General features: G+C 73.9%; 9 protein-coding genes. 5 read left to right on the forward strand and 4 right to left on the reverse strand.

Translation table 11 applies throughout. From position 1 onward, the window contains the following. Window positions 1-184: 184 nt before the first annotated feature. From ACFXB5_RS07295 to ACFXB5_RS07310, 4 genes are all read right to left on the reverse strand, one after another. Complete coding sequence (locus tag ACFXB5_RS07295; RefSeq protein ID WP_385203627.1) at window positions 185-1,051, reverse strand: 1,4-dihydroxy-6-naphthoate synthase; 867 nt, start codon at window positions 1,049-1,051, stop codon at window positions 185-187. A 32-nt stretch (window positions 1,052-1,083) separates the two neighbouring features. Next, window positions 1,084-1,923, reverse strand: a complete 840-nt coding sequence (gene mqnB, locus ACFXB5_RS07300) for a futalosine hydrolase (RefSeq protein WP_385203557.1) — start codon at window positions 1,921-1,923, stop codon at window positions 1,084-1,086. A gap of 94 nt (window positions 1,924-2,017) precedes the next feature. Beyond that, window positions 2,018-2,524 (reverse strand): hypothetical protein, encoded by a 507-nt coding sequence (locus ACFXB5_RS07305; RefSeq protein WP_385203559.1) that lies wholly within the window; start codon window positions 2,522-2,524, stop codon window positions 2,018-2,020. Window positions 2,525-2,768: 244 nt separating this feature from the next. Beyond that, window positions 2,769-4,283, reverse strand: a complete 1,515-nt coding sequence (locus tag ACFXB5_RS07310; RefSeq protein ID WP_385203562.1) for an MFS transporter — start codon at window positions 4,281-4,283, stop codon at window positions 2,769-2,771. Between the two features lie 420 nt (window positions 4,284-4,703). Here ACFXB5_RS07310 and ACFXB5_RS07315 point away from each other — a divergent pair, with 420 nt between their 5' ends. The 5 genes from ACFXB5_RS07315 to ACFXB5_RS07335 all read left to right on the forward strand — a co-directional run bounded on the left by ACFXB5_RS07315 (window position 4,704) and on the right by ACFXB5_RS07335 (window position 12,869). Next, window positions 4,704-5,609, forward strand: a complete 906-nt coding sequence (locus tag ACFXB5_RS07315) for a DUF3027 domain-containing protein (protein WP_385203630.1) — start codon at window positions 4,704-4,706, stop codon at window positions 5,607-5,609. Between the two features lie 1,788 nt (window positions 5,610-7,397). Next, window positions 7,398-8,057, forward strand: a complete 660-nt coding sequence (locus tag ACFXB5_RS07320) for an HNH endonuclease family protein (protein ID WP_385203564.1) — start codon at window positions 7,398-7,400, stop codon at window positions 8,055-8,057. A 132-nt stretch (window positions 8,058-8,189) separates the two neighbouring features. Beyond that, the gene (locus ACFXB5_RS07325; protein ID WP_385203567.1) at window positions 8,190-9,935 is read left to right on the forward strand and encodes an alkaline phosphatase D family protein; all 1,746 of its coding nucleotides are present in this window, start codon (window positions 8,190-8,192) and stop codon (window positions 9,933-9,935) included. 324 nt (window positions 9,936-10,259) lie between these two features. Further along, window positions 10,260-12,311: an FAD/NAD(P)-binding protein gene (locus ACFXB5_RS07330; RefSeq protein ID WP_385203570.1), complete on the forward strand. Its 2,052-nt coding sequence runs from the start codon at window positions 10,260-10,262 to the stop codon at window positions 12,309-12,311. Window positions 12,312-12,389: 78 nt separating this feature from the next. Continuing rightward, the gene (locus ACFXB5_RS07335) at window positions 12,390-12,869 is read left to right on the forward strand and encodes a DoxX family protein (RefSeq protein ID WP_385203572.1); all 480 of its coding nucleotides are present in this window, start codon (window positions 12,390-12,392) and stop codon (window positions 12,867-12,869) included. The last annotated feature ends 93 nt before the right edge of the window (window positions 12,870-12,962 follow it).

The raw sequence follows: 12,962 nt of genomic DNA on the forward strand, positions 1-12,962 counted from the left end.
GTCAGCCCGCGGTCGCGCCCCCCCACACACACAAACACACACACCCACAAACAGCCTCCGCCGCGAGCCCCGGCTTGTGCACACACCCCCCCCCCCCGCTTGGCGTGTGACCGCTTGCCGAAGCGTCGGACCGCTTGCCAAGCGTGTGACCACTTGCCGAAGGGCCAGACCGTTTGCCGAAGCGTCAGACCGCGTCCAGCGCCCCGGGGCCGAGGGGCGGTACCAGCCCCTCGGCCGCCGCGCGGGTCAGCAGCCCGCGGACCGCGGCGTAGCCGCTCTCGCCGAGGTCGGCGGTGAACTCGTTGACGTACAACCCGATGTGCTGATCGGCGACGGCCGGGTCCATCTCCTGGGCGTGGGCCAGGACATACGCCCGCGACGCCTCCGGGTCGTCCCAGGCCATCCGTACCGACGTCCGGGCGGCGTCGGCGAGCTCGCGCAGCCGCTCGGCGCCCAGTGAGCGCTTGGCGATGATCGCGCCGAGCGGGATCGGGAGTCCGGTGGTCTGCTCCCAGTGCTCGCCCATGTCAGCCAGGCAGCGCAGTCCGTAATTCTGATAGGTGAACCGGGCCTCGTGGATGACGAGCCCGGCGTCGACCTCGCCGTCCCGCACCGCGGGCATGATCGCGTGGAACGGCAGCACCTTGATCTCGCCGACCCCGCCCGGCACCTCGGCGGCGGCCCACAGCCGGAAGAGCAGATACGCGGTCGAACGCTCGCTCGGCACCGCGACCGTCTTCCCCGCCAGGTCCTTGCCGGTGAGCTGCTGCCCCTCGCCGGGCCGCCGCGTGAGCACCAGCGGACCGCAGCCGCGGCCGAGCGCGCCGCCGCAGGGCAGCAGCGCGTAGTCGTCCAGCACCCACGGCAGTACGGCGTACGACACCTTCAGTACGTCGAACTCACCGCGCTCGGCCATCCCGTTGGTGATGTCGATGTCCGCGAAGGTGACATCGAGCGCGGGCGCGCCGGGGACGCGGCCGTGGGCCCAGGCGTGGAAGACGAACGTGTCGTTGGGGCACGGGGAGTAGGCGATCTTCAAAGGCTCAGTCAGGGGATCGCGCAGGGGATCGCTCAGGGGCTCAGTCACTGCCGGGTTCCTTCCGGGTCAAAGGTCCAGGTGCCGAGGAGGGGGGCGATGGTCGTGAAGGCGCCCGTGAGCGCCTCGAGCGCCTCCCCGATCCGCCAGGCCGCGCGGTCGCGCGGTCCGACGGCGTTGGAGACCGTCCGTACTTCCAGAGCGGGCACGGACTGGGCCGCGGCGGCCTCCGCGACGCCGAAGCCCTCCATGGCCTCGGCGACGGCGCGCGGATGGCGGCGCAGCAGCTCGGCGGCCCGTTCGGCGCTCCCGGTCACGGTCGACACGGTGAGCACGGTGCCGCGCACGGCGTCCGTCGCCTCGGCGACGGCGGCGACGAGCGGGGCGGGCGGGAGGTGTTCGACGGTTCCGAAGCCCAAGTCGGTGACGGCGGCGAAGCCGTCGGGGGTCTCGGCGCCCAGGTCGGCGGCGACGATGGCGTCGGCGACGACGACGGAGCCGAGGCGCGCGGCGGCGGGCAGCGCGGCGGCGGGCCGCGCGGTGGAGGGCGCTGTGGTGGCGGGCACCGCGGCGGCGGACCCCGCGGCTACGGGGCGCGCGGTGGTGAAGCCGCCGCCGATACCGGCCGACACGGCGAGGTCGTAGGGGGTGCGGGCGACCGCGGCCGCGGTCAGGGCGGCGGCGGTTCCGGCCGCCGCGGCCGCCGGGCCGACTCCGGCGGCCAGGACGTCCACGGTGAGCGGTGGCCCGGTGGGCGGCGCCGGGCTCAGCCGGTGGAGCACCCCGCCGGGGACGGGGAGTTCGGCCAGCTCGGGGGCCATGGCGCCGACGCCCCGTACGACGGCGTCCCGCTCGGCGGGTACGGCCGTGACGATCAGTACGCGCATGGGTGACTCCCCCTTGTCCCCCCTTGTCACACACAACCCTGTCACGGCGGCGCGGCCGGTGGCCCGGTAGGACCAGGCCCCGTCAAGCGTCCCGTCAGGAGTCCCGTTCCAGAGTGAAGCGCCAGATGCCCTTGACACCCTGGCTGCTCTTGCCGAGCTCGGCGACCGTGATCGTGACCTTCTTCTCGAGCGTGGTCTGGCCGGTCTGCGGGTTCTGCCGGGCGAAGAGCGTTTCGCTGTCGAAGCTGCGGTACGTCTCCTTGCTCGCCTCGGCCATGACCGGGTTGTTGGCGATCAGGCCCCAGCTGGACTTGGCGATCTCGGGGTCCACCCCGATCCGCACCTTGTCCCCAGGGGTCACCTTGATCGTCTTCTCGGGCTTGGCGGACAGGCAGTCCTTGAACTTCTTCGAGCTCAGGTCCTTGCCGTCGCCGTAGCAGCCGTTGCTCGCCTCGGCCGTCACGGTGTTCGAACCGACCGTCACCGTTGCCAGCGGGGTCGGCTTGTCGCAGGCGGAGAGGGCGACGAGCCCGAGGGACACAGCACAGGCGGCGGTGACGGCGCGGCGGCCCTTGCCCCTGGAAAACAGCGCAGCGGTCATGCGGGCAGGCTATCTGGCCCCACCGATCGCCTCACGCGCGGGTACGACTCCGCAGGCCTTAATTATTTCCTGCCCAAAACTACCGGACCGCCTCACGCGCGGGGACGACTCGCCGACGACGGTCCCCGCCGGGCTCGGGTGCGGCTCGGGACTCACGCCTCCGGTAGTTCCCAGAACTCCTCCGGTAGCTCCGGGAACTCCTCCGGTAGCTCCTGGACCTCACGCCACCCGTAGGTCCCAGAACTCACGCCACCCGCGGATACGGCGCCCCCTGCCGGGAGGCGCTCAGCAGTCCGCGGACGCTCAGCGCCGTGCCCAGCGCGATCACCGCCGCGGCGACCGCCATCCCCAGCACCCCGTGGAGCGGCAGCACGATGCCGATGGCGCCGCCGACGACCCACGCCATCTGGAGCGTCGTCTCGGAGCGCGAGAACGCCGAGGTGCGGACGTCCTCCGGGACGTCACGCTGGATCAGCGCGTCCAGCGACAGCTTGCCCAGCGCCTGGGAGATCCCGGCGGTGGCGGCCACGGCGGCCACCGTCACCGCGCCGTAGAGGGCCGCCGACACGATGAGCACGCCCAGGGCGGAGCTCAGCACCACCGCGATGATCAGCTCCGGGCCGCGCGCCCGCAGCCAGGCGCCGATCGCGGTGCCCAGCGCGTTGCCGCCGCCCGCGCAGACCGCGGCCAGGCCGAGCGAGATCTCGGGGCCGAGCCCGCCCAGCGGCTGGTCGCGGAGGAGGAAGGCGAGGAAGAGGGTGAGGAACCCGGACAGGGTCTTCAGCGCGGCGCACGCCTGGAGGGCGTGCAGCACGGAGGGGCCGACCGTACTGAGGCCGGGCCGCCGGGACCGGCGCCTCCAGAAGGCGATCCGGGAGAAGACGGTCCGGGAGAAGACGGTCCGGGAGAAGACGGTCCTGTCCCCGCCGACCGCCGGGGCGGTCCTGGCCCCACCCACCCTGGCCTTGGGTTTGCGCACTGTGACCGGCAGATGCAGATGGCGCTGTCCCGAGGTCAGCTGCGCCCTGGCCTCGCCCTTCGAGGAGTCCACCTTGTGCGGCAGGGTGAACGACAGGAATCCGCCCAGCAGGAAGATCGCGGACGCCCCGTACAGCGGCCAGCTCGGCCCGATCTGATGCAGCCCGGCCCCCAGCGGGGCCGCCGCACCGGTGGCGAGCAGCCCTGCCAGGGTGACCCGTGAATTCGCCTTGACCAGGGAGAAGTGGGGTGGGAGCAGCCGTGGCACGACGGCGGAACGGACGACTCCGTACGCCTTGGACGCCACCAGCACGCCCAGCGCCGCCGGATACAGCTCGAGCCCGCCGCCCGCCACCGCGCCCGCCATCGTCAGCGCGAGCACCACGCGGGTCAGCATCGCGCCCGCCATCGCCGCGCGGCGGCCGTGCGGAATGCGGTCCAGGAACGGGCCGATGACGGGGGCGAGCAGCGCGAACGGCGCCATGGTGATGACCAGGTAGAGCGCGACCCGGCCGCGGGCCTCGTCGGTCGGGACCGAGAAGAAGATCGTGGAGGCGAGGGCGACGGTGATCAGCATGTCGCCCGCGGAGTTCACCGCGTGCAGTTCGATCAGCTTGCCGAGCCCCGACTCGCCGGCGCCGTGGGCGTGGGTGGCCCGGCGGATGCCCCGCCCGGCCGCGGTGAAAGGGAGGCGGAGCGCGAAGGGGAGACGGAGCGCGTGGACGACCCAGCGGCCCGACCTCCCGGTCGAGCCGCCGCTGTACCACCGCGTTCCTGCCACCTGACCATGGTGCAGCCAACGCGGCCGAAGCGTCAGACCTTCGACGGCTTTCCGGATGGCGGCGCCGTCGGCGGAGATCGGCAACACCCCGCTGTCCAGCGGAAATGCGCTTTCGCGGGGGCGGGAGGGGAGGGGGCGTACGGCGCCGCGGCCGGAGGTGGGGATGAGACGGGGGTAGGGCCGGTGCGGCCGGACAAGGTAGCGTGCGTAACCGCGCCACCGAGGGTCGTTCCTGGCCGTGTGCCGAGTAGCCATCCCGCAGAATGGGACGTACAAGGTGCGCCCGAAGGCCGGATGGGCGCGGACGTCGACGCGGCCCCATGGTCCGCTCCGTCCGCGGTCCCGCGACGGCCGTACGGCTGGCGCACCAGGTCAGACGGCTGCGACGGCGTGGAAGAGAGAATCGATCCTGTGAGTGCGATGCGAAGCCGTACCCCCGACCGCCTGTGCGCCGAGGCGGTCGAACTCGCCCGCGAGGCGGCCACGGAAGCCGCCCATCCGGGGCAGGTGGGCGAGTATCTGGGCGCTGTCGCCGAGGGCGACCGCGTGGTCACGCATCTCTTCGAGAGCCCCGAGCCGGGCTATCGCGGCTGGCGCTGGGCGGTCACGGTGACCCGCGCCTCCCGCGCGAAGGCCATCACCCTGGACGAGACGGTACTGCTCCCCGGCCCCGACGCGCTGCTCGCGCCGGAATGGGTGCCCTGGAGCGAGCGGCTGCGCCCCGGCGACATGGGGCCGGGCGATCTGCTCCCCACCGAGGCCGAGGACCTGCGCCTGGAACCCGGCTACTCGGGCGAGGACGCCCCGCCGCCCAACTCCGCGGTCTCGGAGGAGATGCAGCAGCTCGCGGCGGTGGAGGAGGCCGATGTGACGGCCGGCGCCCCCGCGGCGCAGACCGCCGCGCCTACGACCGGCTCAATCGCGGCCGTCGCCGAGGAACTGGGCATGCGGCGCGCCCGGGTGCTGTCCCGCTACGGCCTCCACGACGCGGCCGACCGCTGGGACGAGGCGTACGGCCCCAAGACCCCCATGGCCCAGGCGGCCCCCGGCACCTGCGCGAGCTGCGGCTTCCTGGTGGCCCTCGGCGGCTCGCTGGGACAGGCGTTCGGGGTCTGCGCGAACGAGTTCAGCCCGGCGGACGGCCGCGTCGTCTCCCTCTCCTACGGCTGCGGCGCCCACTCCGAGGCCGCCGTCATGCCCAAGCCCCCCCGCCCGGCCCCACCCGTAGTCGACGAAACCATCGTCGAACCCCTCCCCCTCCACCCGGACCGCACAAGCGGCTCCGTCGAGCCGGACATGCCCCCGGAGGAATTGGGCCACAGCTGAGGGATGACGCGGGGCCCGCCCCGCGACGGCCCCGGCCGAGCTGCTGGGGGACGGTGGCCCCGGCCGGGCTGCTGCGGAAGGCCGTCCCTCGCCGGGCCACTGTGGAACGCCGCCCCTGGCCAGGTCGCTGGGGAACGGCGGCCCCGGCTAGGCTGCTACGGAAGGCCGCCTCCGGCCGGGCCGCACGGAACGTCGCCCCTGGCCAGGCCGCTGGGGAACGCCGCCCCCCGGCCAGGTCGCTGGGGGACGGTGGCTTCGGCCGGGCTGCTACGGAAGGCCGCCTCCGGCCGGGCCACTGCGGCACGGCGGCTCCAGCCAGGCCGCTACGGAACGGCGCCCCCGGCCAGGCCACTGCAGAACGGTAGGCCCCAGCCGGGCCACTGCAGAACGGCGGTCCCGGGCCGCCCGTCCGGCGCACGGTCGCCGCGACGGCGGCCGCGAACTTCCGTCCCGGCGGGAGCGCGCACGTCCCGGCTCATCGCGGTGCCAGCGCCCCCGATCCCCCGCGGCTGCGGCCCCGCCGGGCGGGCCGCTGCCCACCGCCGTCGCCCCGGTTACGCCGCCTCTCAGGCTCGTCTGGCGACGTGTGGGCAGGGTGGCCGGGCTCCGCGTGCCTTGGGGGGTCTCGCGTCGCCCTGGCGGCGGCTTCGAGTGACGCGGCCCAGCCGCGCCCTGTCCGGGCGCGCGCGGCGCCGCGCCGGGCCGTACCACTTCGGCCCGTCCGCTGCGTTGTCGTCAGGTCTCAACGGCGAGTTCGGCTGCCCCGGTTCGCCCCTGCCGGGCGGCAGCCAGGGGCATGCCAGGGGCTCCGCCCCGCACCCCGGGGTCTGGGGCAGAGCCCTAGCGGGTGCGAGGCGGAGCCCCGGCGGGGGTCTGGGGCGCGACCCCGGCGGAGGCCTGGGGCGCAGCCCCGGCGAAGGTCTGGGCCGCAGCCCCAGCGGGGGCCTGGAGGCGCAGCCCCAGCGGAGGTCCGGGGGGAGCCCCGGCAGGAGCTGGGGCAGAGCCCCAGCGGGGCCTGGAGGCGCAGCCCCAGCAGAGGACCGGGGCGCAGCCCCAGCGGAGGCCTGAGGCGCAGCCCCGGCGAAGGTCCGGGGCACACCCCCAGCGGAGGACCGGGGCGCAGCCCCAGCGGAGGCCTGAGGCACAGCCCCAGCGGAGGTCCGGGGGGAGCCCCGGCAGGAGCTGGGGCAGAGCCCCAGCGGGTGCGAGGCGGAGCCCCAGCAGAGGACCGGGGCGCGGCCCCAGCGGAGGCCTGAGGCGCAGCCCCAGCGGGGGCTGGGGGCGCAGCCCCAGCAGAAGTCCGGGGCGCAGCCCTAGCGGAGGCCTGAGGCGCAGCCCCAGCGGAGGCTGGGGGCGCAGCCCCGGCGGGGGTCTGGGGCGTAGCCCCGGGTTTGGGGAGGGGCGGGTAGGGGAGCAGCGCGCCGCGGGCGGCGCGGTCCGCTGGGCGCACTCAGGCCGCCCGGAGCGACATTGGCGCTCGCGCGCCCGGTTCACGGGCGGCTTGTGCGCGCGCCGGGCGGCGGAGCCGCGGGCGCCGCGCCGGGCGCGGCGTTGACCGGCGGCGATGCCAGAGCGGCGAGCGCGGGCGCACACGGCACACAGCCGCATCGCGAACGCGCGACCGCCGCGCCGAGGCGGATGCGTGGCACCAACTGCCTCCCGGAACCCCTTGCGTTGACATGACCGCGTCGTCACCCTGTTACCTGGCGCCCACCCCACAGCAACCCGGCGCCGCGACCATGGCCGGGCACCAGGGGCCAATAACCCCCCACCCTCAAGGGAGTTCGCATGTCGGACACGTCTACTCGCCGTCGCGTCTACGCGCGTCGCGCCTCCGTCTTCGGCGGGTTCGTCGCCCTGCTGGGCACACTCGTGCTGAGCGGGCCCGCAGCCGAGGCTTCCCCGCCCACCCCGCCCAGCGCCGCCACCGCCCGTACCCAGCTGGCCTCGCTGACCGTCAAGTCCGAAGGCTCGTCGGACGGTTACAGCCGCGACAAGTTCCCGCACTGGATCACCCAGAGCGGCGCCTGCAACACCCGCGAGGAAGTCCTCAAGCGCGACGGCAAGAACGTCCAGACCGACTCCAGCTGTGCGGCCACCAGCGGCACCTGGTACTCCGAGTACGACGGCGCGACCTGGTCCGCCTCCGGCGACGTGGACATCGACCACGTCGTGCCGCTCTCCGAGGCGTGGAAGTCCGGCGCCAACAGCTGGACCACCGCCCAGCGCCAGTCGTTCGCCAACGACCTGACCCACTCCCAGCTCATCGCCGTGACGGACAACGTCAACCAGTCCAAGGGCGACCAGGACCCCGCCGAGTGGCTGCCGCCCCGGAGCGCCTACCACTGCATGTACGCCCGCATGTGGGTCTCGGTGAAGTACACCTACAAGCTCACCCTCGACTCGGCCGAGAAGTCCGCGCTCAGCGGCATCCTCAACGGCTGCTGAGACACCGCTCCGAGGCACCGCTCCGAAACACCGCTCCATCCGGCGCACCGGCCGGAGGAACCGCCGCACCTCCTCCGTCGTTCCGTACCGTACGCATGACGAGCACATCGAAGAACGACGGAGGAGGTCCGGATGGCCGGGCTGCGCCTGGGACCACTGCTGCGCCATGTCGACTGGGAGACCGGCGCCGGCGCGACCGTCTGGGTAGAGGCCGACCGGCCCTGTGAGGCCGAGGTGCGGTGCGCCGACGGCGCGGGCGGCACCGCCCGCACCTGGCGGATCGCGGACCATCACTACGCCCTGATCCCGGTCTCCGGGCTGCGGCCGGGCGGCGAGACCGCCTACCGGGTGCTGCTGGACGGTGAGCAGGTCTGGCCGCTGCCGGATTCCCCGTTCCCCGACAGCACCATCCGCACCCCGGCCCCGGGGGCCGACCCCACGGACCCCGCGCCCGTGCGCGTGGCCTTCGGCTCCTGCCGGTGGGCCGCGCCGCCCTCCGACGCCTCGCACGACCCCGTGGGGCCCGACGCGCTGGACACCCTCGCGCAGGCGCTCGCCCGCGCCCCGGAGGCCCCGCGCCCCGATGTGCTCGTACTGCTGGGCGACCAGGTGTACGCGGACGAGACCTCCACCGAGACCCGCCGCTGGCTGGCCGAGCGCCGCGATCTGAGCGAGCCGCCGGGTGAGCAGGTGGCGGACTACGAGGAGTACACCCGGCTCTACTACGAGTCCTGGCTGGACCCCGAGGTGCGCTGGCTGCTCTCCACCGTCCCCAGCTGCATGATCTTCGACGACCACGATGTCATCGACGACTGGAACACCAGCGAGGCGTGGCAGCGCCGGATGCGCGCCACCCCGTGGTGGCGGGAGCGGATACTGAGCGGGCTGATGTCCTACTGGGTCCATCAGCACCTGGGCAACCTCTCCCCCGCCGAACTGGCCGCCGACCCGCTCTACGCGGAGGTACGCGCGGCGGAGGACGGCACCGAGGCGCTGCGGGAGTTCGCCGCCCGCGCCGACGCCGATCCGGGGTACACCCGCTGGAGCTACCGCCGCGACTTCGGCCGCACCCGGCTGCTGATGGTCGACACCCGCGCGGCGCGGGTGCTCGAGGAGGGCCGGCGGGCGATGCTGACCGACAAGGAGCTCGCCTGGGTGCGCGAGCAGGCCATGGAGGGCGTGGGCGGCGCGCCCGGCCTCCCCGGCCCGGAGGAGACCGAGACCTCCGGCAGCTACGACCATCTGCTGCTCGGCACCTCGCTGCCCTGGCTGCTGCCGCACTTCGTGCATGACGTGGAGGCGTGGAACGCCTCGGTGTGCGGCGGCAGACGCGGTGGGCGCTGGGCGCGGATCGCCGAGGACCTGCGGCAGCGCGGCGACTTGGAGCACTGGGCCGCGTTCCCCGAGTCCTTCGACGCGCTCACCGACACCATCGCCACGGTGGGCGGCGCGCCGGGGGCGCCCGCCACGATCAGCGTGCTCTCCGGCGATGTGCACCACGCCTATGTGGCCACCCCGGACTGGTCGCGGTGGCCGTCCCGGCCGCCCCGCAGCCAGGTGCGCCAATTGACCTGCTCCCCGGTCCACAACAGCATCTACGCCTCGATACGGCTCGGCTTCCGCTTCGGCTGGAGCGCGGCTGGCCGCGCCCTTGGCCGGGCGTTCCGGCGCCATGGCCGGGTGCCGCACCCCCGCTTGAGCTGGCACAAGACGGGTGGGCCCTGGTTCGGCAACCAGCTGATGACGCTGACCCTCCGGGGCCGTACCGCGCATCTGCGGCTGGACCAGGCGCAGTCGGACCCCTCGGGCGGCGGCGCAAGGCTGGTGACGGCGCTGGAGACGGACTGGGCGGGCCAAGGGGTGCCCGGCGGATCCTGACGCCCGCGGCGGACTGCTCCCCTCCCCGCCCCTTCCCCCGCAGCGTCGACGTGCGGCTCCGCCGCGTGGGGGCTCCGCCCCAGACCCAGGGGTCCAGGGGCGAAGCACCTGGTAGCGGGAAGGGGCGGGGAGGGGAAAGATCCGCCCCCCGTCGAGCGCCGTCCCTTGGGCACCGTTCCGCGCCGTACATCACGTGATGTCGGCGTACGTCCGTGATACAGGCCACAACGAAGCGGCATGTTCCGGAGACCGGGTCGATTCGCGTGGAGCGGGCGGCATGATGGGCGCGCATCCTGCGTCACATCTGCCCCGGGAGATACAGCCTTGGCCGGAGACCCCCACGCGATAGCCGTCGTCGGCGCCGGGCCGCGCGGCACCAGCGTGCTGGAGCGCCTGTGCGCCTCGGCCCCGGAACTGGCGTCCGGCACCCCGCTGACGGTGCACATGGTGGACCCCTCCCCGCCCGGCGCGGGACGGGTCTGGCGCACCGCCCAGCCGGACGAGTTGCTGATGAACACCGTGACCTCGCAGGTCACCCTGTTCACCGATGCGAGCGTCGAATGCGGCGGACCGGTGCGGACCGGGCCGAGTCTGTACGAATGGGTCACCGCGCGCGGGCTGGCGCCCGGCCTCGGCCCGGACGACTACCCCAGCCGCGCGCTCTACGGCCGCTATCTGGAGTGGGTGTTCGGCGAGGTGGTGCGGGGCGCGCCGGACACCGTGACCGTCCGGACGCACCGGGCCCGCGCCGTACGGCTGGAGGAACGGGCCGACGGCACGCAGGTGCTGACGCTGGACGACGGGAGCCGCCTGGAGGGGCTGCGCGCGGTCGTCCTGGCGCAGGGCCATCTCCCGGCGGCCACCGACGCCACCGAGCGGCGGTACGCGGCCCACGCGGAGCGGTACGGGCTGCGCTACTACCCGCCCGCCAACCCCGCCGATGTCGACTTGTCGCTCATCGCGCCGGGCGAGCCGGTGCTGCTGCGCGGCCTCGGCCTCAACTTCTTCGACCACATGGCGCTGCTGACGGCGGGCCGGGGCGGCACATTCGCCCCGAACGGCCGCGGCGACCTGGTCTACCGGCCCTCGGGGCTCGAGCCACGGCTGTACGCGGGGTCGCGGCGCGGCATCCCGTACCACGCGCGGGGCGACAACGCGAAGGGGCCGTGCGGCCGCCACACCCCGCTGCTGCTGACCCCCGATGTGCTCGGCCGCTTCCGCAAGCGCGCGGACGCCGGCGATCCGCCGGACTTCCTCAGCGAGATATGGCCACTCGTCGCCAAGGAGGCCGAGACGGTCTACTACGAGGCGCTGCTGACCCTCCGCGCCCCCGACACCCATGCCCCGGCCGCCCCGGAGACCCTGGAGGCCTCGGAGGCCCCCGAGTCCGGCTCCGGAGCCCCGGCCCCCTTCACCCCAGCACGCTTCAGGCGTCACTTTTTGGCCACCGAGCACGGCAGCCCCGAAGAGGCCGCCGTGCTCGCGGAGTACGGCATTCCGGAGGCGGAGCGCTGGTCCTGGGACGCGGTGGCCCAGCCGTACCGCGGACGCCGGTTCACGGGGCGTGACGAATTCCGGCGGTGGCTGCTGGCCTACGCCCACCAGGACGCGGCACACGCACGGCTGGGCAATGTCGAGGGCCCGGTCAAGGCCGCCCTCGACGTACTGCGCGACCTCCGCAACGAGGTGCGCCTGATCGTCGACCACGGCGGGCTGACAGGCGCGTCCCGCCGCGCCCATCTGGACCGCTGGTACACCCCGCTCAACGCCTTCCTCTCGATCGGCCCGCCGCGCCGCCGGATCGAGGAGATGGCCGCGCTGATCGAGGCGGGCGTCCTGGACATCCTCGGCCCACGGCTTGAAGTGACCTTGGAAAGTCCAGACCAAGGGGGAGACGAGGCCGGTTTCGCCGCGCGGTCGGCCGAGGTGCCGGGTCCGCCGGTGGCGGCCACGACCCTGATCGAGGCGCGGCTGCCGGAGCCCGATGTGCGCCGGACCGCCGATGAGTTGCTGATCCATCTGCTGGAGACCGGGCAGGGCCGTCCGCACCGGGTGGAGGGCTATGAGACCGGCGGCCTCGATGTCACCACCGCGCCCTACCGGCTGGTGGACGCCCAGGGCCGCCCGCATCCGCGGCGGTTCGCCCTCGGGGTGCCGACCGAGGGGGTCCACTGGGTGACGGCCGCGGGCGCGCGGCCGGGCGTGAACTCCGTCACCCTCTGCGACACGGACGCCGTGGCACGGGCGGTGCTGCGCGTGACGACCGCGCGGGAGCCCCGACAGGAAGGTGCCCCGATGTGCGCCGTGGGGCTCCGAGGAGCGGGTTCAGGGGGTCAGGAAGGGGCTTCCGGGGCACCCACATTGGCAGGAACTTGAACTTGCAACAAAAGGTGAGGGGAACCTAACCTGGCGTTCCGCTATTCCCCGTCCCCAGGAGCAAGGAGCCTCCCTCCCATGCCTTCTTCCCCCACCCCCCGCACCCTCGGTGAGGCGCTCGACAGCGCCAGACCGTATGTCCTCTCCCTCTTCCGCATCGTCGTCGGACTGCTCTTCTTCTGCCACGGCGCCTCGTCGCTGCTCGGCTGGTTCGGCGGCATGATGGGCACCGGCAAGACCGTCGAGGCCGGCACCTGGCCGGGCTGGTACGCGGCCGTCATCCAGCTCGTCGGCGGCGCGCTGGTGATGCTCGGCGTCGGCAGCCGCAGCGCGGCCTTCATCTCCTCGGGCTCGATGGCCTACGCGTACTTCCACGAGCACCAGCCCGAGAAGCTGTGGCCCATTCAGAACGGCGGCGAGCCCGCCGCGATGTTCTGCTGGACCCTGCTGCTGATCGTCTTCACCGGCCCCGGCCCCTGGGCACTGGACCGGATATTCGGCTCACCCCGCGCGAGCGAGGCGGCGCCGGAGGCGCGGCCCGAGCCGTCCCGGGTCTGACGGACCGCGACCGGACGGACGGCAGCCGGACGTCACCCTCGTCCAGCCGTCGGTTCCGCGCATTCGACATCACGTCACCCATCGCGCCATGCG

The organism is Streptomyces sp. NPDC059455, assembly GCF_042750115.1.
In the GTDB taxonomy this organism is placed as follows: Bacteria; Actinomycetota; Actinomycetes; order Streptomycetales; family Streptomycetaceae; genus Streptomyces; species Streptomyces endocoffeicus.

Coding starts and splice junctions, on each gene's coding strand:
- mqnB (WP_385203557.1), bottom strand. CDS start 1,923: ATGCGCGTACTGATCGTCACGGCCGTACCCGCCGAGCGGGACGCCGTC.
- ACFXB5_RS07305 (WP_385203559.1), bottom strand. CDS start 2,524: ATGACCGCTGCGCTGTTTTCCAGGGGCAAGGGCCGCCGCGCCGTCACC.
- ACFXB5_RS07315 (WP_385203630.1), top strand. CDS start 4,704: ATGCGAAGCCGTACCCCCGACCGCCTGTGCGCCGAGGCGGTCGAACTC.
- ACFXB5_RS07320 (WP_385203564.1), top strand. CDS start 7,398: ATGTCGGACACGTCTACTCGCCGTCGCGTCTACGCGCGTCGCGCCTCC.
- ACFXB5_RS07325 (WP_385203567.1), top strand. CDS start 8,190: ATGGCCGGGCTGCGCCTGGGACCACTGCTGCGCCATGTCGACTGGGAG.
- ACFXB5_RS07335 (WP_385203572.1), top strand. CDS start 12,390: ATGCCTTCTTCCCCCACCCCCCGCACCCTCGGTGAGGCGCTCGACAGC.